Origin of the sequence: Microbacterium aurum (genome assembly GCF_016907815.1) — a bacterium.
In the GTDB taxonomy this organism is placed as follows: Bacteria; Actinomycetota; Actinomycetes; order Actinomycetales; family Microbacteriaceae; genus Microbacterium; species Microbacterium aurum.
In genome coordinates this window covers 1,946,226-1,967,786 of record NZ_JAFBCQ010000001.1, presented here as the reverse complement: position 1 = coordinate 1,967,786, position 21,561 = coordinate 1,946,226, and the positions used below count along the sequence as shown (strand labels likewise).

Here is a 21,561-nt window from a genome sequence, read left to right as displayed (position 1 = left end):
TGACGCCGGGGCCGCGTGTCGAGTGTTACTGCGTGAGCGTGCCGAGGGTCACGGTCGCCGACAGCGTCTTGCCGTCGCGCTCGTACACGATGGTCGCCTTCGATCCGGCGGCGAGGGCGCGCACCTGAGCGGTCAGATCGGTCGCGTCGCTGATCGGCACCCCGTTGAACGACGTCACGACGTCGCCCTTCTGTAGCCCGGCCTCGGCGGCGGCGCCGCCGGCGGTGACCTCGCTGATGTAGGCGCCCGCGGTGGTCGCGCCCTCCTGCGCGGCGGCGTCCATCACGCCGGCGCCCAGCAGGCCGTGAGTGGCGGCACCGTCGGCGATGATCTCGTCGGTGATGCGCTTGACGATGTCGGACGGGATCGAGAACCCGACCCCGATCGACCCGGACGGGCTCGAACTGGAGCTGCCGGTCGAGGCGATCGCCACATTGATGCCGATGAGCTTGCCCTCACCGTCGACCAGTGCGCCGCCGGAGTTGCCGGGGTTGATCGCGGCATCCGTCTGGATGACGGCGATCGAGATCGTGCTCGTCGCGGAGGACTGCTGCTGGCCCTGACCGAAGTCGAACTGGAACGGCGAGTCGCCCTGGCCCTGCTGCGTGTCGTCGCCCTCGGGAGCGGCGGACGAGGCGATCTGGATCGAACGGTTCAGCGCGCTGACGATGCCTGTCGTGACCGTGTTGGACAGTCCGAGCGGGGCGCCGACGGCGACGGTCTGGTCGCCGACGTTGAGCTTGCTGGAGTCGCCGAACGTGATGGGCGTGAGACCCGACGCGTCGTCGAGCTTGATGACCGCGAGGTCGTAGGTCGGGTCGGTGCCGACGATCGTGGCGGAGTACACCTTGCCGTCCGAGGTCGTGACCGTGAGCTTCGCGTCGGAGGTCTCGCCGTCGAGTGTCACGACGTGCGTGTTGGTCACGACGTAGCCGTCTTCGCTCAGGATGACCCCCGAGCCGGTGCCGCCCGACGATCCGGAGGATGCCGAGATAGTCACGACGCTCGGCACGACCTTCGCCGCGATCGCGGTGGTCTGGTTCACCGAGTCGGTGTTGTTGACCGTGACGGCGCCGGGGCCGGTGGTGACGACCGTCTGCGGCTGCGCGAAGAACGACGTCCCCGCGGCGGCACCGCCAAGGCCGGCCGCGCCGCCGACGAGGGCGGCGGCCACCATGATGCCGACGATCTTGCCGGCACCGACCTTCGCCCCGGGAGCCGCGGTGTGACCGCTCGCGCCCGCGTCGTGCCCGTGCAGGCTGTGACCCTGGGTGGGGAGTCCGGATGCCGGGGCCGTCGCGTAGGCGTCGGTGGGCTGCTGCGCGTACTGGCCGTGCTGGCCGTGCTGACCGTAGGCGGGCGCGCCAGCGGGGGCGCTCGGCGCGGTGTAGGGAGCCTGCGACGCGTACGGCTGGGCGCCGGCCTGCGGCGCGGGCGCGGCGGCGGGCTGGCCGGCCGGCGCCGCGGCGGCGTGGGCGGCCGGCTGCTGCGGCAGCGGCGGGCGCGCGGGGGTGGCCGCGGCATCCTGCGATGCGGCGTCCTGACCCGGCTGGGGCTCGACGTTGGAGGGGATGTTCTCGCTCATGGCTGCTTTCCTTCTTCCCGGAACGACACCAGGATGACGCGGGTTCCTGTGCGTTGCTTATGCCGCCACCCGGCGCAGCCTATGCATGTAGCCTGAGCGCGATGCGAGACATTCCCGGAGCATGGCGCCGCACCGCGCGCGGTGCCGGCCTGCTGTCGCCCGACGGCGCGGCGGCGCCGACGATCTTCGCCGAGATGACGGGCCTCGCCCTGCGGACGGGCGCGGTGAACCTCGGGCAGGGCTTTCCCGATGAGGACGGTCCCGCGGAGGTGCTCGCCGCCGCCGCAGCGGCCATCGCCGCCGGGGAGAACCAGTACGCCCCCGGCCGCGGAGTCCCCGCCCTGCTGCAGGCGGTCGCCGACCATCAGCGACGCTTCTACGGCATCGAGCTCGATCCTGCCCGCGAGGTCCTCATCACGGCGGGCGCCACCGAGGCACTCGCCGCGACGCTTCTCGCCCTCATCGACTCCCCCGACGACGAGGTGGTGGTGTTCGAGCCGTACTACGACTCCTATGCCGCGTGCGTCGCACTCGCCGGCGCGAAGCTCGTCACGGTGCCCCTGCGGTGGCCCGATTTCCAGCCCGATCCGGATGAGCTCGCGGCGGCCGTCGGCGACCGCACCCGGCTGATCCTCGTCAACGACCCGCACAATCCCACCGGCGTCGTCTTCTCGGCCGCCGTGCGCGAGCAGATCGTCCGTCTCGCCGACCGTCACGACGCCATCATCGTCACCGACGAGGTCTACGAGCATCTCGTCTTCAACGGCCCGCACACGCCGATCGCGACGATGCCGGGGGCCGCCGCGCTCACCCTGTCGATCTCGTCGGCCGGCAAGACGTTCTCCACGACCGGCTGGAAGATCGGGTGGGTCACGGGACCCGCTGACCTCGTCGACGCGGTCCTGGCGGTCAAGCAGTTCCTCACGTACACCAACGGCACGCCGTTCCAGCACGCGATCGCCGCGGCTCTCGGCCTCCCGGACGCGTACTTCGACGGTGCCGCGGCGACGCTCCGCGACAAGCGTGACCTCCTCGGCGAGGGCCTGCGCGCTGCCGGCTTCGCCGTGTCGGTCGCCGCCGGGTCGTACTTCACGGTGGCCGACGCCGCCGATCTCATGGCCCCGGGCACGGATGCCGCGGACTTCTGTCGCACGCTCCCCGAGCGCGCCGGGGTGGTCGCGATCCCGCTCACGGCGTTCGCCTCCACCGAGCGACGCGGCCAGTACGCGAGTCTCGTCCGCTTCGCGGCGTGCAAGCGCACCGAGGTGATCGCGGAGGCCGGGCGCCGACTGGCGGCGCTGGCCGACGCCTGACCCGACGAGGTCAGCGGGGGTCGACGCGGAAGCGCCGCAGGGACAGCGCCGGATTGACGCGCCGCACCCGCTCGACGCTGCCGGCATCCGCGAAGGCGACCGCGACGTCCGTGCCGGTGCCGATACCCGCGATCTCCACACCCTGCGGATCGACCACGACGGAGGCGCCCACGCCGAGGGGTGGCGGGTGATCGGCGCCCGCGACGTACAGGGTGTTCTCGATGGCCCGGGCGCGCAGCAGCGTCCGCCAGTGGTGCTCCTTCAGCGGACCGCGCACCCATTCCGCGGCCACCAGCACGACGTGGGCGCCGGCGTCGGCGAGCCGCCGCGCGACCTCGGGGAAGCGCAGGTCGTAACACGTCATCAGGGCGAACCGCAGACCGCCGACCTCGAAGGTCTGCGGATCGGTGATCTCACCCGGCTCGACCCAGTCCGATTCGCGCTGCCCGAACGCGTCGTACAGGTGCAGTTTGCGCGACACCGCGCGGAGGCCCTCGGCATCCACCGCGATGACGGCATTGCGCACCCGCTCTCCCTCCCCGCGCTCGACGAGCCCGGCGACCACGACGACCCCGTGGCGGCGTGCGATCTCCCGCAGCGTCTGCGCGAACGGGCCGTCCAGGTCCTCCGCGTGCGCGGCCAGGGAAGGGTCGAACGGGTCGACGAAGTAGCTCGCGTACTCGGGGAAGAGCACGACTTTCGCGCCCCGGGCCGCGGCACGGGCGGTGAGATCCGCGATCGTGCGGAGGTTCGCCGCGGTGTCGGCGGTGGGGGCGAACTGCGCCACGGCGATCCCGACGGCATCCTCGCTCACGATCGCCCCCGCACCCGCAGGATGACCGGGACCATGCCCCAGAGGGTGATGAGCACGACCGCGGCGGCGATGCCGATGATCCATGAGGCCGCCGCCCCCAGCACGACGTCGAAGACGAAGGCGACCACCCCGACCAGCAGCACCGACACCGTCACGAGCGCCGTGATGAGCGCGATATGGCCGTATCGCACGACCGTTCCCTTCTCGCGGCGGCCGAACACCATGCGGTGCAGCGCCACCGGCGCCAGCGCGATCACCGCGCTGAGTGTCGCGAGCACCACGAGGACGAGGTAGAAGACGCGCTGACCCTGATCGAGATCCGCGAACGCCGGCTGGAAGGCGAGCGCCAGCAGGAACCCGGTGAGGATCTGCGTGCCGGTCTGCAGGACGCGCAGCTCCTGCAGCACTTCGGTCCAGTTGCGGTCGGCGCGCTCGTTGGGTGTCTCGTCGCGCCCGTCGGCGCGGTCGTCCCCGGGCACGCGGTCGCGCAGCATCGGGGGCTCGGTCATGCCTTCATCCTGGCGCGCTCAGCCGTCGGAGGGCAACGACGCCCGCCGGATGCGACCGCCGCCTCGAACCCGTGTTAGGCTATTCAACGTGCCGCGGGGTGGAGCAGCTCGGTAGCTCGCTGGGCTCATAACCCAGAGGTCGCAGGTTCAAATCCTGTCCCCGCAACGAAAGAAGAAGGCGTCCCGCACGGGGCGCCTTCTTCGTTTCCGGTTCGGGCGTCCTCCCGCAGCGCGGAGCCGACGGCGGCGCCGGTCTCAGCCCAAGGCCTCCTCCATGTCGCCGAGGAAGCGGATGACGGCGCGCAGCTCATCATCGCTGTAGTCGGCCATCGACTCGCGCATCCGCACCATCCGCTCCCCGAAACGGCGGTAGAACTCGCGGCGGGCGTGCTCGGTGATGGCCACGATCCGCGCGCGTCGGTCGTGCGGGTGGGGGCGGCGCTCCACGTGTCCGCTCTCGCTCAGCCGGTCGAGGAGCTTCGTCGTCGACGCGGTCGAGATCGCCAGGTGCTCGGCGATCTCGTGCGGGGACACCCACTCCCCCCGCTGCTCGCGCACGATCAGCATGCGCAGCGCCGCGAGGTCGGTCGCGTTCATGTCCATGTCCGAGCGGATGCCGCCGTGCATCCGGTCCATGGCGTCGGTGAACGAGCGCACCGAGGCCATCGCCGCCATCACGAGCTCATCGCGCTCGGTGCGCGGCACCCATCTCTCCACCACGGTGGACACCTCCCCTCGTTCAAAGGTAGTATCACTGGAAATCGCTAGCTAAACTAGCAATAGGGAGAAGATGGTGTCGGCGACAGAATACGTGGTGCTTCTGGACGAGGACGGGCAGGAGATCGGAACCGCCCCGAAGGCGAGCGTCCACGGCACCGAGACCGCCCTGCATCTGGCCTTCTCGTGCCACGTCTACAACTCACGCGGCGAGACGCTCGTCACGCGCCGGGCGCTCGACAAGCAGACCTGGCCCGGCGTCTGGTCCAACTCTTTCTGCGGCCACCCTCGTCCCGCCGAGCCGGTCTCCGACGCCGTCCACCGGCGCGCCGCGGAGGAGCTCGGCCTCGAGCTGCACGACGTGCGGCTCGCCCTCCCCCTATTCCGCTACCGCGCGGTGGACGCCAGCGGCATCGTCGAGTACGAGATCTGCCCTGTCTACACCGCCCTCGTCGACGCGGAACCGCGACTGAACCCGCGCGAGGTCGCCGACGCGCAGTGGGTCGACCCCGCCGACCTGGCGGTCTCGCTGCGGGCGACGCCGTGGGCGTTCAGCCCCTGGCTCGTGCTGCAGGCCGAGCAGCTCGGCATCTTCGACACCCCGGCGCCGCCGGCGGCGCGATGGGACCGGGCGTCGTGATCGCGCTCGATGCCCCCTCCCGCGAGCGGGTGGATGCCGCGATCACGGCGGCGCTGTCCCGGCTCGAGCAGCGCTCCGCGCGCCTGGGCGACGGCGCCGCGGCCCTCGGGGCGGCCACGCGCGCGGCGGCGGCCGACGGCAAGCGACTGCGCCCCGCGCTGCTCGTCGCCGCCTTCCGCGCGTTCGACGGCGACGCCGACCGCCAGCCGGGCGTCTGGGACGTCGCGGCGGCCCTCGAGCTGCTGCACACCGCGTTCGTCGTGCACGACGACCTCATCGACGGCGATGTGGAGCGGCGCGGCGCCCCCACTGTCGGCGGACGCTTCCGCATCCGCGCCCGCGATTACGGCGCCGACGCGCGTCAGGCCGCCGCTGTCGGCGACGCCGCGGCCGTGCTGGCCGGCGACCTCCTGCTGTTCGAGGCGTCGCGCCTGGTCGCCACCGCGGCGATCGACGAGGGCGCCCGCGCGGCGATGTTCGACCTGCTCGACGAGGCGATGCTCGTCTCCGCGGCCGGTGAGCTCGCCGACGTCGAACACGCCGCCCGTGCCGACTGCCCCGGCACCGACGCGCTGCTGAGCGCGGCCCATGACAAGACCGCGACGTACTCCTTCGAAGCTCCGCTCCTGGCCGGTGCCATCCTCGCCGGCGCCCCCGACGCCGCGCGGCAGCCACTGGCGGCGGCAGCGGCCGACCTGGGACTGGCGTTCCAGCTCGTCGATGACCTCATCGGGACCTTCGGCACCCGCCGGCAAGCGGGGCGCGCCCCCGGCGCAGACCTTCGAGAGGCCAAGCGCACCCCGCTCATCGCGCTCGCCCGCGACACCGCCTCGTGGCCCCAGGTCAGCTCGGCACTCGCCGTGGCCCACACCGGCCCCATCGCCGTGCGGCGCGCCCAGCGCGAGCTGGAGGCCAGCGGCGCCCGCGACGATCTCGTCGCCCTCGTGACCGACCGCCTGCGGCGCGCCCGCGGGCACGCTGCCTCGCCGGAGCTGCCGGCCGCCGCAGTCACACTCCTCGCGACCGTCGCCGCCGCGATCGAGGGGCGCATCCCGTGACGACCCTCTACGATCGCTGCGCGCAGGATGCCGCGGCATCCGTCATCGCCGCCTACTCCACCTCGTTCGCGCTCGCCTGCCGCCTGCTCGGTCCCCGCGTGCGCAGCCACGTCCGGAGCGTCTACGCCCTCGTCCGCGTCGCCGACGAGATCGTCGACGGCGCCGCCGAGAGCGCCGGCGTCCCGGCGACCACGCAGCGGCTGCTGCTCGACGCCTTCGAAACCGAGACCCTGGCCGCCATCGACCGCGGGTTCAGCACCGATCTCGTCGTGCACGCCTTCGCCCTGACCGCCCGCGAGTGCGGCATCGACGACGAGCTCGTGCGGCCGTTCTTCGCCTCGATGCGCACCGATCTCACCCGCACGCAGCACGATGGCGCGTCGCACGATGCCTACGTCTACGGCTCCGCGGAGGTCGTCGGCCTCATGTGCCTGCAGGTCTTCGTGAACGCCGGACGGCGGACGCCGCTCGCCCCTGCGCCGCACCTCGTCGAGGGCGCGCGGCGTCTGGGGGCGGCGTTCCAGGACGTGAACTTCCTCCGCGACCGCGCCGACGATGAGAGCCGACTGGGCCGCGATTACCTGGGCCTGCAGGGCGACCGCGGCGACCGCGCGGCCGTGCTCGCCCGGATCGACGCCGACCTCGCCGCGGCGGCTCGCGCGATCCCCGACCTCCCCGCCGACTGCCGCCGTGCCGTCGCGACCGCGCACGGCCTGTTCGCCGAGCTCGCACGGCGGCTGCGCGTCGCCGACGACAGCGTGCGCGTGTCGGTCCCCGCGCCCGTCAAGGCCTCGATCGCGGCGCGCGCCGTCATCGGCCTCCCGCCGCGGCAGCGCGTCGCATGAGCCGCTCCGCCGTCATCGTCGGCGCCGGGATCGCGGGACTCGCGACCGCCGCGCTCCTCGCCCGCGACGGGTGGGATGTCACGGTGCACGAGGCGCGAGACGAGATCGGCGGACGCGCCGGCTCGTGGCAGCAGGACGGGTTCCGGTTCGACACCGGCCCCAGCTGGTACCTCATGCCCGAGGTCTTCGAGCACTTCTTCCGCCTGTGCGGCACGACGGCCGCCGCCGAACTCGACCTCGTGCCGCTCACCCCCGCCTACCGTGTCTACCCCGAGCCGGACGCGGGCGCAGGTCCTGCGACGCCGGTGGACGTCGTCTCGGGACGGGCGGCCACGCGCGCGCTGTTCGAGTCCCGCGAGCCGGGAGCGGGGGCGGGTATCGACGCCTACCTCGACTCCGCGGCCGACGCCTACCGGCTCGCGGTCTCGCGATTCCTTTACGACCCGTACACCTCCACCCGCGGGCTGCGCGACCGCGCCGTGATCCGGCAGCTCCCCCGCCTCGTCCCCCTCCTCGTCCGCTCGCTGCACCGCCACGTCGCCCGACGCTTCCGCGATCCGGTGCTCCGGCAGATCCTCGGCTACCCGGCGGTGTTCCTCGGCACCTCGCCGTTCGACGCGCCGAGCCTGTACCACCTCATGAGCCACCTCGACCTCGACGAGGGCGTGCTGTACCCCCGCGGCGGATTCACCGAGGTCATCGCCGCCGTCGCCCGTGTTGCGCGGGCGCAGGGCGTGCAGATCCGCACCGGTTCGCCGGTGACCCAGATCATGACGGATGCCGGGCGGGCCACCGGCATCCGCCTCGCGGACGGCACCGTCCATGACGCCGACGTCGTCGTGTCGGCGGCCGATCTGCACACGACCGAGACCCGCCTGCTGCCCCCGTCGCAGCGCACCTACTCCGAGCGGTGGTGGCGGCGGCGCAATCCGGGTCCGGGGGCCCTGCTCGTGCTGCTGGGCGTCGACGGCGAGCTGCCCGCGCTCGCCCACCACACGCTGCTGTTCTCCCGCGACTGGCGCAAGAACTTCGGGGCCGTGTTCGGCCGCGGCGACGGCTCCCGCATCCCCGATCCGGCGTCGCTGTACGTCTGCCGCCCGTCCGCGACCGATGTGACCGTCGCCCCCGCCGGTGGGGAGAACCTCTTCGTCCTCGTCCCCATGCCGGCCGACCCCGCGCTCGGTCACGGCGGTGTCGACGGGGCCGGGGCGCCCGCGATCGAGGCCGCCGCCGACCGCGTCATCGCGCAGATCGCCGAGTGGACCGGCATCCCCGATCTCGCCTCCCGCATCCGCGTGCGCCGGACGATCGCGCCCGCCGACTTCGAGGCCGACCTCGGCGCGTGGCGGGGCGGTGCGCTGGGCCTGGCCCACACCCTCCGCCAGAGTGCGCTCTTCCGTCCGCGCAACGCCTCGCGGAAGGTCGCAGGGCTCTATTACGCCGGCACCTCCGTCCTCCCCGGGATCGGACTGCCGATGTGCCTCATCTCCGCCGAACTGGTCGCCAAGCGCCTGCGCGGAGACGCCACGGCGGCCCGGCTGCCCGAGCCGGGGACGACCCGCGCGACCGACCGGACGGTCTGACGTGCCGGGACTGTACCTCCTCGCCCTGCTCGTCTCGGCGGCAGGCATCGCCGCCCTCGATGCGCGCTTCCGCCTCGCGTTCTGGGCGGCGCCGGGGCGCACCGCCGGCGCGATCGTCCTCGGGACCGCGTTCTTCGTGGCGTGGGATGCCGTCGGCATCGCCACCGGGGTCTTCGTCAAGGGCGACAGCCCCGCGCTGCTCGGCCTCGACCTCGCGCCGCACCTGCCGCTCGAGGAGCCGGTGTTCCTGGCCTTCCTGTGCTACCTCGCCCTCGTCGTCGACGCCGCGGCGCGGCGGCGCGTCACCCGTCGGCGTGATCCGGCGACCCGCTCGGCGGAGGCACCGTGACGTACGCGCTCATCATCGTCCCGTTCGCCCTCCTCGCCGCGATCGTCGTCGCCGCGGCCGCCGTGCGGGTGCGCCGGCCCCGCCTCGGGCGGCGGCTGGCCGCCTCCGCCGTCACGGCGGTCGTGCTGGTGCTCCTCACGATCGTCTTCGACAACCTCATGGTCGCGGCGGGCCTGTTCACCTACCCGGAGCACCTCATCAGCGGCATCCGCGTGGGACTCGCCCCCGTCGAAGACCTCGCCTATCCGGTCGTCGCGGCCTTCCTGCTGCCCGCGATCGCGGACCTCCTGCGGCGGCCCGGCAACGTCCGGACCGCCGGCTCCGCGGCGCGGAACCCGAAAGAGCCCGCCTCGTGAGCGCGGTCGCCACCATCCGTCAGCTGCTCGTCGCGTCGCGCCCGGTCAGCTGGGTCAACACGGCCTACCCCTTCGCGGCCGCCTACCTCCTGACGACGCGCGAGATCGATGCCGTGCTCATCGTCGGCACCCTGTTCTTCCTCATCCCGTACAACCTCGCGATGTACGGGATCAATGACGTCTTCGATTACGAGTCGGACCTCCGCAATCCGCGCAAGGGCGGTGCGCACGGCGCGGTTCTGGACCGGCGCTTCCACCGGATCACCCTCTGGGCGGCGGGACTGTCGTGCGCCCCGTTCGTCGCGTTCCTCGTCGCGGTCGGGTCGCCCGCATCCTGGCTCGTGCTCGCCGCGAGCCTGTTCTTCGTCGTGTTCTACTCCGCGCCTCCGCTGCGCCTGAAGGAGCGTCCGGTGGCGGACTCGGTCACCAGCAGCATCCACTTCTTCTCCCCCGCGGTCTACGGGCTAGTCCTCGCCGGCGCGACCTGGACCTGGCCGCTCGCGGCGATCATCGTGGCATTCGCCCTGTGGGGTGTCGCCTCACACGCGTTCGGCGCCGTGCAGGACGTCGTCGCCGACCGCGAGGCGGGCATCGGCTCCATCGCGACCGCGTTCGGCGCGCAGCGCACCGTCCGTCTTGCGTTGGGCTGCTACGCGCTCGCGGGCCTCGTCATGCTGGCTGCGAGCTGGCCGGGCCCCCTGGCGGCGCTGCTGGCGGTGCCGTACCTGGCGACGGTCTGGCCGTATCGCAGCGTCGCCGACGCGGATGCCGCGACCGCCACCCGCGGCTGGGATCGCTTTCTCTGGCTCAACCAGTTCACCGGCTTCGCCGTGACGCTGCTCCTCATCTGGTACGCCCTGGGCGCCTGACCCCGCCACACCTGACTCCGCCGAGCGGCGTCAAGCCGAGTGCGCCCAATGTCGTCGAGTGCGCCCGCTCCCGCCCGCCGTAGCGGGCCCGCTCGGCGAAAGCCGGCCCGCTCGAGGAGCGGACCGGCTCGCGACGAGGATGCGGGTCAGTCGCCGCTCAGCTGCAGCAGCTTCTCGACGGCGGCGGTCAGCCGGGCATCGGCCTCGCCGTACTTCGTCCAGTCGCCCGCCGTCAGCGCCGCCTGGCGGTCGAGCATCGCCTGCTGCGCCTCCTGCAGTGCCGCCTGGAACGCGACGTCCGTGCCGGTGCCCGAACCGCCGTCGGTGGCACCGCCGTCACCGGGCTCGCCGGACTCGGTCGGTGCCGGCGTCGGGGTGACCTCGGTGCCACCGTCGCCCGCGTTCGCGCCGGAGTCGCCGCCGAAGAGCACGTCCAGCGCGCCCTGCAGGGTGTCCTCGAACGCGATCTGGTCGCCGAAGCCCACGAGCACCTTCTGCAGCGTCGGCAGCTTCGTCGAGCCCGAGGACTGCACGAACACCGGCTGCACGTACAGCAGGCCGCCACCGACCGGAAGGGTCAGCAGGTTGCCGTTGAGCACCTCCGACTGGCCCTGCTTGAGGATGTTGATGAACGCGGAGACGTCCGGGTCGGCGTTGAACGTGTTCTGCACCTGACCGGGGCCCGGGACGGGCGTCTCGGCGTTGATCTCCAGCATCCGGAGCTTGCCGTAGTTCTCGTTCCTCGTGCCGTCCTCGGCCCCGGCATCCGAGTCCACCGACAGGTAGCCCATGAGGACGTTGCGCGTGTCGTCGCCGCCGGGAATGAACGTCGTGAACATGGAGTAGCTCGGCGCATCCTGATCGGGCATCTGCATCGTCAGGTAGTACGGCGGCTGCAGCACGGGGTTCGTCTGGGTCGGGTCGTCCGGCGTCTTCCAGGCGTTGTCGCGCTGGTAGAACGACTGCGCGTCGTCGACGTGGTAGGTGCCGAGCATGGCGCGCTGCACCTTGAACAGGTCGGTCGGGTAGCGGACGTGGCTCATGAGGTCGCCGCTCATGTCCGAGACCGGCTTCAGCGTCGACGGGTACACCTTCTGCCACGCCTGCAGCAGCGGGTCGGTCTCGTCCCACGCGTACAGCGTCACCGAGCCGTCGTACGCATCCACGGTCGCCTTGACGGAGTTGCGGATGTAGTTGACGTCGTCCAGCGCGACGCGCGGCGTCGTGTTGGTGGTGTCGCTGATCGCGTCGCGCAGGCTCACGACCTGCGAGTACGGGTAGTCGGCGCTCAGGGTGTAGCCGTCGATGATCCACACGATCCGGCCGTCGACCACCGACGGATACGGGTCGTTGTCGAGCTCGAGGTACGGCGCGACCTTCTGCACGCGCTCGACGGGGCTGCGGTCGTAGAGGATCTGCGACTCCTCGTTGATCGCGTCGGAGAAGAGGATGTCGGTGGACTGGAACTTCAGCGAGTAGATCAGCCGGTTGAACGGATCGCCGATGTTCGGCCCGCCGTTGCCCGAGAAGGTGTTCGTGGTGCGCGCACCGCCGTCGGTGCCGCGCGGATAGTCCAGCTCGATCGAGTCGCGACCCTCCGGGGCGCCGACGATCGAGTACGTCGGCGAGGACTCGCCGAAGTAGACCCGCGGCTCGTACTCCTCCCCCGTGGTCAGGGCGCCGGTGGTGGGGATGCCCCGCTCGACGAAGACGGGGTTGCCGTCGGCGGTGCGCTCGTTGCCCTTCGCGGCGACCATGCCGTAGCCGTGGGTGTATACGAGGGTCGTGTTGTACCACGACGCCGCCTGGCCGAGCTCGTCCATGTTCAGCTCGCGCACCGAGACGACGGTGTCCTGGCTCTGCCCGTCGATCTGGTAGCGGTCGACGTCGAGCGGGTCGGTGAACTTGTAGTACGCCCGGTACTGCTCGAGCTGCCGCACGGTCGGCGAGATGATCGCGGGGTCCATGATGCGAATGGATGCCGTGGTCTCGGCATCGGCCCGCAGTTGCCCGGGCTCGACGTCGGTGACCGCCTGGAAGTCGTTCTTCTCCAGCCCGTCGATGCCGTACGCGGCCTTCGTGGCGTCGATGTTGCGCTGGTAGTACGGGCTCTCGAGCGTCTCCTGGTTGGGGCGCACCGAGACGTTGAAGAGCACCCACGGGTAGGCGACGGTGACGATCAGCGAGGAGATGATGAGCAGGCCCGTGCCGATCAGCGGGAAGCGCCAGCGCCCCACGATCGCGGTGACGAAGAAGAGCGCCGCGACGATGACCGCCGCGATCGCGAGGATCGTCAGGCCCGGGATGATGGCGTGGTCGTCGACGTAGCTGGCGCCGGTGATCCGATCGCCCTGCGACGTGAGGGTCTTGTACCGGTCGACCCAGAGGCTCACCGCCTGCACGAGCAGGTAGAGCCCCGCAAGCACCGCGAGCTGGATGCGCGCGGCCTTGGAGATGCGCAGCTCCCGCTGCCCGACGCGCACCGACCCGTAGAGGTAGGCCACCAGCGCCGTCACGATGAGGCAGACGAGCAGCACCGCCGATGCGAAGCCGAGCACCGTCGTGAAGAACGGCAGCGAGAACAGGTAGAACCCGGTGTCCATCTGGAACTGGGGGTCCGGGACACCCGTGTCCACGCGGTTGGCCCACAGCCACACGGTCTCCCACTGCGCCGATGCGGCGAAGCCGGCGAAGAACCCGAAGAAGACCGGGATGCCCCACATGGCCAGGCGCCGGAGGGGCTCCACGACCTCCTGGTAGTGGTCGAGCTGCGACGTCAGCCGTGCGTAGACCGGGCGCAGCCGGTACGCGAGCTGGATCGCCACGAACACCGGCACGGCCATCGCGAGGAACCCGATGACGAACATCACCACACGCGCGGTCCACTGCGTCCACAGCACGCTCGAGAAGCCCAGCTGGTCGAACCACAGCCAGTCGGCGTAGAGACTCGCGAAGACGAAGAACCCCACCACGATGGCGGCGATGACGGCGAGCGTGATCGCGATCGCGCGACGGAGGGGATTGGGCGTGGCCTGGTTCGGCGCTGAGGTCGTGGTCACCCGTCCATCTTAGGCGGGCCGACTCTGGGCGGATGCTGTGGCTATTCGCAGGTGGGCAGCGCGTCCAGGTCGCCGTCGCCGCGGATGGCGGCGAGCACGTCGAGCGCGTCGTCGAGGGTGGCGACCGAGAACACGCGCAGCCCCGCGGGGATGTGCCCGACGACCTCGTCGCAGTTGTCCTTCGGGGCGAGGAACCACGTGGCGCCGGCATCCTTCGCGCCGTACATCTTCTGCCGGATGCCGCCGATCGGCCCGACCGTTCCGGAGGAGTCGATCGTGCCCGTTCCGGCCACCTCCTCGCCCCCGTTGAGGTCCCCGCCGCTGAGGGTGTCGATGATCCCGAGCGCGAACATCATGCCCGCGCTGGGTCCGCCGACGTTGTCGAGCTGGATCGTGACGTCGATCGGGAAGTCGTAGTCGTGCAGCGTCGTGATGCCGATGAGCCACGTCGTCTCGCCGTCGACGGTGGCCTGCTTCGGGGTGATGCTCTCGGTGAGCGTCTGGCCGCCGCGGTCGATCGTGAGCTGCACCGGCGCCCCGTCGGCGTCGTTGATGATCGCCCGCAGCTCATCGGTCTCGGTGATGGGCTGTCCGTCGGCGGCACGGATGATGTCGTCGGGTTCGAGCACGCCTGCCGCCGCCGAGTCGTCGGTCAGGGCGTAGACGCGGACCATCGGCTTGACGTCGTAGCCGAGTTCCGTCAGCGCCGCAGCGGTCGCCTCCTTCTGGGAGTCGACCATCATGACGGCGCTCTCCTGATTGCGCTCCTCGGTGCTCTGTCCCTGCGGGAACACCTGATCGATCGGGATGACCGCCTTCGACGGATCGAACCACGCCAGGGCCAGCTCGAACCACGACGGCGTCCGGTCGCGGTTGCCGACGACCTGCACGGTCAGCAGGTCGAGCGAGCCGGAGGTGGGGAAGGTCTCCGCGCCGGACACCGAGATCAGCGGCACCTCGTCGCCGGCGGCGTCGGTGGAGGTGCCGAGCGTGTTGAAGACGGGACCGGGGCGCTGGATGACGAACGACGTAGGGATGAGGGTGAGCGCCAGCAGCGCCACGAGCGCGACCGCGAGCGACCAGACGCCGATGAGCGTCGTGCGGCTCATGGGCGCGCGACGCGCGGGCACGATCGTCGTGTTCTCGTCGAACAATGCCACGTCAGACCTTTCCGGCCGATCGTTCGCGATCGGCGTACACGCGACATCCTCCGTGGCGGGCCTCGGCGGCCGTGCGGGGAAGTGCTGCGACTAGCGTAGGACGGGACGAGAACCGCCCGCTGAAAGGCGCCTGACATGACTGATGACGACAGCCCGGACCGTTCCGGAGACGACGAGTTCCAGGAGCTGCTGCGCAATCTGCTCGGCGGCGGCGCGGCGGGCTTCGACCCCGCTCAGCTGGAAGGACTGTCCCGCATGGGCGTGGACCCGGCGATGCTGCAGCAGATCATGGCCCAGCTGCAGCACGCCTTCACCAGCGGTGGCGGAGCGGCCGACGGGATCGACTGGAGCGCCGCGAAGACGCAGGCGCTCCATCTGGCCAACAAGGACGGCCTGAGCATCACCACCGGCACCAAGCACGACTTCGACCAGGCGTTCTCGCTCGCGACGCTGTGGCTGAGCGAGGCCACGACGATCTCCGATCTCGCCGCCCCGCCGCAGGCGATCACACGGGGCCAGTGGGTGGAGCAGACGCTGCCGGTGTGGCAGGAGCTCGCCGAGCCGGTCGCCGACTCCATCGCCGGGGCGCTCACGTCCGCTCTCGACGAGCAGACCCCGGAAGAGATGCGCCAGCTCGTCGCCGGCGCCGGAACCTTCATGCGGCGCGTCGGCGGCTCGCTGTTCGCGGCCCAGCTCGGCGGCGTCATCGGGCGGCTGTCGCTCGAGGTGGTCTCCGGCGGCGATGTCGGCATCCCGGTCATGCCCGACGGCGTCGCGGCGATCCTGCCGCAGAACTTCGCGGACTTCTCACGCGATCTCGACGTGACCGACGACCAGCTCGCGCTGTACCTCGGTACCCGGGAGCTCGCTCATGCGCGCCTGTTCCGCCACGCGCGCTGGCTGCGCCTGCACGTCATCTCACAGGTGACGGAGTTCGCCCGCGGCATCCACGTCGACACCGGCGCCCTCGAGGAGCTCGCGTCGCGCTTCGACCCGTCCTCCCCCGAAGAGCTGAAGGCCGCCATCGAGTCCGGCGCCCTGCTGCCGCAGCGCACGCCCGCGCAGGATGCCGCCCTGACCCGCCTGGAGAATCTGCTCGCCACGATCGAAGGATGGGTCGACGTCGTGACCAGCGACGCGACCGGGCGCCTCCCTGCCGCGGCGAAGATCGCCGAGGCGGTGCGGCGGCGCCGCGCCGTGGGCGGCCCCGCCGAGCAGGCGATGGCGTCGCTCGTCGGGCTCGAGCTGCGCCCGCGGCGCCTGCGCGAGGCGGCCGCCATGTGGCGCGCGGTGACCGACGCCGTGGGCATCGAGGCCCGCGACAGCCTCTGGGACTACCCCGACCTCATGCCGGCGGCCGAGGACATCGACGACCCGCAGGCGCTGATCGCTCGGCTGCAGGCGCGCGCCCGCGGCGAGGAGCCCGCGCGCGACGCGTTCGATGAGGCGCTGGACGAGTTGCTGGCCCAGGCCGCGCAGGACCCGGCGGATGCCGCGGGTCCGGGTGCTACGAATACCCCGGCCGCCCCGGAGGATCCGGGCTCACCGGAGAATCCCGGCACCCCGGAGGATCCTCGCCCGGTCTGATCCGCCGCGCCGCAACACGCACCGCGCCGCAGCAGGCCCCGACGCCGAACCCTCACCTGTGCACCGAGCCCTCACCGCTGGGCGCGTCTGAGCGCGAGGGTTCGGCGCGGGGGTGAGGATTCGGCGAAGACGCGTGGGCACACGGGCTGATCCGCCGCGGTGATCATCGCCTCCTCCACAGGCGGCCGATTCGGCGGATCTCGAAACGGGCCTGTGGACAGCGCGCCCGCCGCGGGTGCGAGGCGGGCATGATCGGGGCATGCTCCGACTGGCCCCCTCGCACCCGCCCCTGTGGCGCACGCCCTCCAGCCTGCAGTTGGGGACCGATCAGGCGGTGCGCGTGGACGATGTCACCGGCTGGCAGGAGCGACTGCTCGACGCGCTGACCGACGGCATCCCCGATGCGATGCTGGTTCCGCTCGCGCGCACGATGGGCGCCGACGGCGACGACGCCGAGCGGTTCGCGGCCCGCATCGGCGGGGCGCTCATCACCGATGACGCGTCGGCGCCGGTCGTGCGGCTGGAGGTCCCCGAGAGTCTCGGCGTGGCCGGCCACGAAGCGCTCGAGGCGGGGTGGCGGGCCGCCGGCGTCCACGTCGCGTCGCTGACGCGCTGGGAGAGCGCGCCGCCGCCCTCGCGCCTTCCCGTGGTCGTCGTCGCCGAGCGGATGCTGGATCCGCGCCGTGCTGCCCGGCTGATGGCCGCCGACATCGTGCACCTGCCGATCGAGCTGGCGGGCGATCGGGTGCGCGTCGGTCCCCTCGTCGTCCCCGGACGCACCGCCTGCCTCGCGTGCGTGCACGCGCACCGCACCGACGCCGACCCGACGTGGCCGCTCCTGGCCGCGCAGCTGCTCGGGCGCGAGCCCACGCACACCGATCCGGCGCTTCTCGTCGAGGCGGCGGTCCTCGGCGCCCGCATGCTGCGCGGCATCGCCGTCGCCGACGCCGCGGGCGTGTCCGTGACGATCAGCTCGGACGACGTCCGGCGGATGTGGCACGCGCATCGCCCGCATCCGGCGTGCCTGTGCCGGACCGTCGAGGACCCGCCGCTCGACCCGCCGGCGGACGGCGACCACCGGTCGCGATCGGCCCCGGACCGATCTCCTGCAGAAAGCGAGAGCGCTGGCGCTGCCGCGCCCCCGATCGCTCCGACCAGCTCAGCGACAGCGTGCGCGCAGCCCGCGTGATGCCCACGTAGGTCAGCCGCCGTTCCTCGTCGATCGCCTCGGACCCGGTCGCGTACGAGATGGGCAGCAGGCCCTCCGCCAGGCCCACGAGGTGCACGTGATCCCACTCCAGGCCCTTCGCGGCGTGGAGCGTCGCGAGGGTGACCGTCCGCAGCGAAGGCTCGTGCTGGTCGCGACCGCGGGCGAGCAGTTCGTCGGTGAAGCGCCGCAGCGTCATGTCCGCCGGCGCCTCTTCGGCCAGGCGCAGGACGGCCGCGCGCGCCTCCCAGGCGTCGCGCAGCGCTCCACCGGCCGGCGGCGGGTCGTCGGTGAGGCCGAGGGAGCGCAGCACGTCGCGGACCGCCGCGAGGAACGTCGTCTCGACGGGCGCCACCGAGGCGCCCCGCAGCGCCATCACCGCCTGGCGCACCTCCGGCAGGTCGAAGAAGCGCTTGCCGCCCAGCACGGTCGCGGCGATCCCGCGCGAGGCCAGCGCCGCCAGCAGCGGCGCGGACTGCGCGTTGGCGCGGTACAGCACCGCGATCCGGTCGGGCTCGATGCCCGCCGCGATCTGCGCCGCGATCGCCGCGGCGACACCGTCGGCCTCGGCGCCGTCGTCCTCGTACGCCGTCACGACGGGGACCGGCCCCGCCCGTCGCGCCGACCGGAGCTCCAGTGCACCCGCACGCCCTCGCATGAGCGCGTTCGCGACGTCGAGGATCGCGGGGTCGGAGCGGTAGTTGCGCTCCAGCCGCACGACGGTGGCGTCCTCGTACCGGTCGGCGAACTCCAGCAGGTAGTGCGGGTCCGCCCCCGCGAACGAGTAGATAGTCTGGCTCGCGTCGCCGACGACACACAGATCGCGGCGATCGCCGAGCCACAGTTCCAGCAGCCGATGCTGCACGGGCGAGACGTCCTGGAACTCGTCCACCGTGAGGTGGCGGTACTGCTCGTGGACGGCGGCGGCGACACGGGGCTCGGACTCCAGCATCCCCGCGCACGCGAGCAGCACGTCCTCGAAGTCGAGCTGGCGGCGCTCGTCCTTGAGCTTCTCGTACCGGTGCTGCAGTTCCGCGAGCGCGTGCGCGTCCAGAGCCTGCGAGAGCCCCTCGGGGTGGGCCGCGGCATCCTGCTCGATCGTGCGCATCGCGACTTTGCGCCACTCGATGCGACTCGCCACATCCCGCAGGGTCGCGCCGTCCAGGCGCAGGCGCAGCGCATCAGCGGCCTGGCCGAGCACCCGCACCTTGTTGTCGATGATCGACGGCGCGGTGTCGTTCGCCAGCTGCGGCCAGAAGAAGTTCAGCTGGGCGAGCGCGGTCGCGTGGAACGTGCGCGCCGCAACGCCCTCCACGCCCAGGGCGCGCAGACGGCCGCGCATCTCCCCCGCCGCCTTGGCCGTGAACGTCACCGCCATGACCCGGCCCGGCGAGTAGGCGCCGGTGTCGACGCCGTGCGCGATGCGCCGGGTGATGACGCGCGTCTTGCCGGTGCCGGCGCCGGCGAGCACGCACACCGGTCCCCGGAGGACGGATGCCGCTTCGCGCTGCTGCTCGTCGAGTCCCTCGAGCGCCCGCTCGCTCATTCCGGCATCGCCACCCAATCGGCGATGAGGCGGTGCGCGATGGACGCCGTGCCCGGCAACGCGAAATCCGCCTCACCGGCGAACGCGGCGGTCAGCTCCGCGCGGGTGAACCAGCGGACATCGACGATCTCCTCGCCGTCGGCGCGGGCGGCCTCGGGGTCGGCGGCGGTCGCGTGGAAGCCGAGCATCAGCGAACGCGGGTACGGCCACGCCTGCGAGCCGCGGTAGGCGGCGGCGCTGACGGTGACGCCGGCCTCCTCCGCCACCTCGCGCACGATCGTCGCCTCCAGCGACTCCCCCGCCTCGACGAATCCCGCGAACGTCGAGTACATGTTGCGGTCGGCCCACAGGGCGTTCTTGCCGAGCAGCAGCCGCTCCCGGTCGGGCGTCGTGACCGCGACGATCACGGCGGGATCGGTGCGGGGGAAGTGCTCCCGCCCGCACGACGGGCAGTGCCGCGACCAGCCGGCGCTGCGCACCTCGGTGCGCCCACCGCACGCCGAGCAGAATGGCGCCGCCACGAGCCAGCCGCCGAGCGCGACAGCCTCGACGAACACCCCCGCGTCGACAGCGGGCATCTCCCCGCCGACCGCGCGCAGCGCGCCCCACCCGTCGGGCGCGGCTCCCGGTGCGCCCTCACCGGGGTCGGCGCGCAGCGGCGACGGGGCCTGCGCCCCCGCCGCGGCGACGAGGAGCGCGCGGCCGGTCTCGTCGCGTCCGAGAAAGCCCCACTTCACGCCGTCGCGGATCGCCTCGACCGCGACCGTGCGCAGGCTGCCGTCCGCCGTCAGCGGCGCGCGGTCGCCGTGGACGGCGACGACACGCGTGTCCGCATTCCCGCGCAGGCGGTCGATGAGCCCCGCCTCGGCGCGCTCCTCGGCGGCACGGTCGATGCCGGCGCGCGCCAGCGGCGGAGCCGAAGCTGCGGCATCCGGATCGGGAGACGGCGTCATCCGGGACCTTCCTCGCCGGGCGTGGCGCACACGGGGACGGGGCGCGGCACACCTACCCTGGGGGCATGGCACGCTCACCCCTCACTCTAGCCGCGTCGGTGACCTCCGCCCTGCCCCGCGTCGCCGTGGTGGGTGTGGGCCCGCTCACCGAGGGCGCCTCCGGACGCTACGACAGCGCCATCGCCGATCTCGACGACGGCCGGCGCGTCGTCGTGCGGGTGCCGGTGGACGACCGCGCCGACGCCGACCTGCGCGGTGAGGCCCGCGCGCTGGCCTCGCTGACGGCGGGCGTCCGCGGCGTGCTGCCCTTCGGCGCACCCGACGTGCTGGGTCAGACGACCGTCGACGGACGTCACACCCTCGTCCAGACCCTCCTGCCGGGGTATCGCGTCGACGCGGCGCACGTGCCCTCCGGCCGCGGCGTCGCCACGGCGCTCGGCGCCGCGATCGCCGCGGTCCACGATCTGCCGGTGACGGTGATCCGCGACGCCGGCCTGCCGATGCAGACCGCCGCGCAGGTGCGCGACGAGGCGGAGCGTCTGCTGGACCGCGCGGAGGCGACGGGCCTGCTTCCCTTCGGCCTGCTACGCCGCTGGAGCACCGCGCTCGGCTCGGACCCGCTGTGGCGGTTCGAGACCACCGTCGTGCTGGGCGGCGTCGACCCGGCATCCTTCGTCTTCGAGGACGACGCCGACGGGGTGCCCGTCGTGACCGGCCTGCTGAGCTGGGGCGGCCTGGGCGTCGGCGACCCCGCGGTGGACCTCCGCTGGACGGCGTCGGCGCCGGCCGCGCAGGCCGACGTGCTCGACGAGTACGGACACCGCTCGCATCGCGCCCCCGACGCGCTCGTCGCCGAGCGTGCGCGCCTGCACGCCGAACTGGAGTTCGCGAAGTGGCTCGTCCACGGCCACGCCACCGGCGACGAGACCGTCGTGACGGATGCCGTGGCCCTGCTCGAATCGCTCGACGAGAGCGTCCGCGACGAACCCGTCCGCGCGCGCGACGAGGTCACCGCCGACGACGCGATCGCGGCGACCGAGCGGGTCCCCGCCGGCTCGGGTGACGCCATCGACACCTCCATGCAGACCGACAGCTTCGACGCCGATACCCTCGCCGCCTTCCTCGCGGAGGAGGCCGGGGAGGAGCAGTCCGGGCAGATCGAGACCGTCCCGATCGAGCTGTCGGACTTCTCGCCGGCGCACCCGACGACGCCGGCGCCGCGGGAGGGCACCCCGGTGGCCTCCGCGCCGACCGGCGCCGACGAGCGCGACGCGGCATCCGCCGACGTCTCGGCGTACTCGGCGGACGAGATCGACCGCGACACCGCCGCGCAGAACGCGCTCCGCCGCTGGACCGGCACCGCTTGACCCGACGCCGCCCGGCAGGAGGGGGCGACGCCTGACCCGGCGCT

General features: G+C 72.5%; 18 protein-coding genes and 1 tRNA gene. 11 read left to right on the top strand and 8 right to left on the bottom strand.

What is annotated here, in order from left to right; translation table 11 throughout:
* Nucleotides 1-25 precede the first annotated feature (25 nt).
* On the bottom strand, nucleotides 26-1,585 hold the full coding sequence (locus JOD60_RS09775; protein ID WP_076690447.1) for a S1C family serine protease: 1,560 nt from the start codon (nucleotides 1,583-1,585) through the stop codon (nucleotides 26-28).
* Nucleotides 1,586-1,686: 101 nt separating this feature from the next.
* Between JOD60_RS09775 and JOD60_RS09770 the strand changes: the two genes are divergently transcribed.
* Nucleotides 1,687-2,898: an aminotransferase class I/II-fold pyridoxal phosphate-dependent enzyme gene (locus tag JOD60_RS09770; RefSeq protein ID WP_076690446.1), complete on the top strand. Its 1,212-nt coding sequence runs from the start codon at nucleotides 1,687-1,689 to the stop codon at nucleotides 2,896-2,898.
* Nucleotides 2,899-2,908: 10 nt separating this feature from the next.
* Here JOD60_RS09770 and JOD60_RS09765 read toward each other — a convergent pair whose 3' ends face one another.
* The gene (locus tag JOD60_RS09765) at nucleotides 2,909-3,712 is read right to left on the bottom strand and encodes a carbon-nitrogen hydrolase family protein (protein ID WP_076690445.1); all 804 of its coding nucleotides are present in this window, start codon (nucleotides 3,710-3,712) and stop codon (nucleotides 2,909-2,911) included.
* Nucleotides 3,709-4,221: a DUF6328 family protein gene (locus JOD60_RS09760; protein WP_232321742.1), complete on the bottom strand. Its 513-nt coding sequence runs from the start codon at nucleotides 4,219-4,221 to the stop codon at nucleotides 3,709-3,711. The genes JOD60_RS09765 and JOD60_RS09760 overlap by 4 nt, the downstream gene beginning before the upstream one ends.
* A 92-nt stretch (nucleotides 4,222-4,313) precedes the next feature.
* Here JOD60_RS09760 and JOD60_RS09755 point away from each other — a divergent pair.
* Nucleotides 4,314-4,387, top strand: a tRNA-Met gene (locus JOD60_RS09755).
* Nucleotides 4,388-4,476: 89 nt separating this feature from the next.
* On the opposite strand, the gene JOD60_RS09750 is transcribed toward JOD60_RS09755, so the two are convergent.
* The gene (locus JOD60_RS09750) at nucleotides 4,477-4,950 is read right to left on the bottom strand and encodes a MarR family winged helix-turn-helix transcriptional regulator (protein WP_372430947.1); all 474 of its coding nucleotides are present in this window, start codon (nucleotides 4,948-4,950) and stop codon (nucleotides 4,477-4,479) included.
* A gap of 64 nt (nucleotides 4,951-5,014) precedes the next feature.
* Here JOD60_RS09750 and idi point away from each other — a divergent pair, with 64 nt between their 5' ends.
* From idi to JOD60_RS09715, 7 genes are read left to right on the top strand one after another with little or no spacing between them, the layout of a single operon-like run.
* On the top strand, nucleotides 5,015-5,578 hold the full coding sequence (gene idi / locus JOD60_RS09745; RefSeq protein WP_076692154.1) for an isopentenyl-diphosphate Delta-isomerase: 564 nt from the start codon (nucleotides 5,015-5,017) through the stop codon (nucleotides 5,576-5,578).
* Complete coding sequence (locus JOD60_RS09740) at nucleotides 5,560-6,636, top strand: polyprenyl synthetase family protein (protein WP_084201974.1); 1,077 nt, start codon at nucleotides 5,560-5,562, stop codon at nucleotides 6,634-6,636. The genes idi and JOD60_RS09740 overlap by 19 nt, the downstream gene beginning before the upstream one ends.
* Nucleotides 6,633-7,481: a phytoene/squalene synthase family protein gene (locus JOD60_RS09735; protein WP_076690444.1), complete on the top strand. Its 849-nt coding sequence runs from the start codon at nucleotides 6,633-6,635 to the stop codon at nucleotides 7,479-7,481. Before JOD60_RS09740 ends, JOD60_RS09735 begins: the two co-directional genes overlap by 4 nt.
* A complete protein-coding gene (gene crtI, locus JOD60_RS09730; protein ID WP_076690443.1) occupies nucleotides 7,478-9,064 on the top strand; it encodes a phytoene desaturase family protein in 1,587 nt (528 codons plus the stop codon). The genes JOD60_RS09735 and crtI overlap by 4 nt, the downstream gene beginning before the upstream one ends.
* 1 nt (nucleotide 9,065) lies before the next feature.
* Nucleotides 9,066-9,413, top strand: coding sequence for a lycopene cyclase domain-containing protein (locus JOD60_RS09725; RefSeq protein ID WP_076690442.1), 348 nt, complete (start codon nucleotides 9,066-9,068; stop codon nucleotides 9,411-9,413).
* Nucleotides 9,410-9,769, top strand: coding sequence for a lycopene cyclase domain-containing protein (locus JOD60_RS09720; protein WP_076690441.1), 360 nt, complete (start codon nucleotides 9,410-9,412; stop codon nucleotides 9,767-9,769). Before JOD60_RS09725 ends, JOD60_RS09720 begins: the two co-directional genes overlap by 4 nt.
* Complete coding sequence (locus JOD60_RS09715; protein ID WP_076690440.1) at nucleotides 9,766-10,638, top strand: prenyltransferase; 873 nt, start codon at nucleotides 9,766-9,768, stop codon at nucleotides 10,636-10,638. Before JOD60_RS09720 ends, JOD60_RS09715 begins: the two co-directional genes overlap by 4 nt.
* Nucleotides 10,639-10,784: 146 nt before the next feature.
* On the opposite strand, the gene JOD60_RS09710 is transcribed toward JOD60_RS09715, so the two are convergent.
* Both JOD60_RS09710 and JOD60_RS09705 read right to left on the bottom strand, forming a co-directional pair.
* Nucleotides 10,785-13,697, bottom strand: a complete 2,913-nt coding sequence (locus JOD60_RS09710) for a UPF0182 family membrane protein (RefSeq protein WP_076690439.1) — start codon at nucleotides 13,695-13,697, stop codon at nucleotides 10,785-10,787.
* A 41-nt stretch (nucleotides 13,698-13,738) separates the two neighbouring features.
* Entirely contained in the window at nucleotides 13,739-14,857 is a 1,119-nt protein-coding gene (locus JOD60_RS09705) for a YlbL family protein (RefSeq protein WP_076690438.1), read from the bottom strand.
* A 135-nt stretch (nucleotides 14,858-14,992) separates the two neighbouring features.
* Between JOD60_RS09705 and JOD60_RS09700 the strand changes: the two genes are divergently transcribed.
* Nucleotides 14,993-16,444: a zinc-dependent metalloprotease gene (locus JOD60_RS09700; protein ID WP_076690437.1), complete on the top strand. Its 1,452-nt coding sequence runs from the start codon at nucleotides 14,993-14,995 to the stop codon at nucleotides 16,442-16,444.
* 968 nt (nucleotides 16,445-17,412) lie between these two features.
* On the opposite strand, the gene JOD60_RS09695 is transcribed toward JOD60_RS09700, so the two are convergent.
* Complete coding sequence (locus JOD60_RS09695) at nucleotides 17,413-19,197, bottom strand: ATP-dependent helicase (RefSeq protein ID WP_076690435.1); 1,785 nt, start codon at nucleotides 19,195-19,197, stop codon at nucleotides 17,413-17,415.
* Nucleotides 19,194-20,150, bottom strand: a complete 957-nt coding sequence (nudC, locus tag JOD60_RS09690; protein ID WP_076690434.1) for an NAD(+) diphosphatase — start codon at nucleotides 20,148-20,150, stop codon at nucleotides 19,194-19,196. Before nudC ends, JOD60_RS09695 begins: the two co-directional genes overlap by 4 nt.
* Nucleotides 20,151-20,215: 65 nt before the next feature.
* On the opposite strand from nudC, the gene JOD60_RS09685 reads away from it, so the two are divergent.
* On the top strand, nucleotides 20,216-21,517 hold the full coding sequence (locus tag JOD60_RS09685; RefSeq protein ID WP_076690433.1) for a phosphotransferase: 1,302 nt from the start codon (nucleotides 20,216-20,218) through the stop codon (nucleotides 21,515-21,517).
* The last annotated feature ends 44 nt before the right edge of the window (nucleotides 21,518-21,561 follow it).

Excerpts from the sequence above, each read along its gene's own strand:
- JOD60_RS09775 (WP_076690447.1), bottom strand. The coding sequence starts at position 1,585 with ATGAGCGAGAACATCCCCTCCAACGTCGAGCCCCAGCCGGGTCAGGAC.
- JOD60_RS09770 (WP_076690446.1), top strand. The coding sequence starts at position 1,687 with ATGCGAGACATTCCCGGAGCATGGCGCCGCACCGCGCGCGGTGCCGGC.
- JOD60_RS09760 (WP_232321742.1), bottom strand. The coding sequence starts at position 4,221 with ATGACCGAGCCCCCGATGCTGCGCGACCGCGTGCCCGGGGACGACCGC.
- JOD60_RS09740 (WP_084201974.1), top strand. The coding sequence starts at position 5,560 with ATGGGACCGGGCGTCGTGATCGCGCTCGATGCCCCCTCCCGCGAGCGG.
- crtI (WP_076690443.1), top strand. The coding sequence starts at position 7,478 with ATGAGCCGCTCCGCCGTCATCGTCGGCGCCGGGATCGCGGGACTCGCG.
- JOD60_RS09700 (WP_076690437.1), top strand. The coding sequence starts at position 14,993 with ATGACTGATGACGACAGCCCGGACCGTTCCGGAGACGACGAGTTCCAG.
- JOD60_RS09695 (WP_076690435.1), bottom strand. The coding sequence starts at position 19,197 with ATGAGCGAGCGGGCGCTCGAGGGACTCGACGAGCAGCAGCGCGAAGCG.
- nudC (WP_076690434.1), bottom strand. The coding sequence starts at position 20,150 with ATGACGCCGTCTCCCGATCCGGATGCCGCAGCTTCGGCTCCGCCGCTG.
- JOD60_RS09685 (WP_076690433.1), top strand. The coding sequence starts at position 20,216 with ATGGCACGCTCACCCCTCACTCTAGCCGCGTCGGTGACCTCCGCCCTG.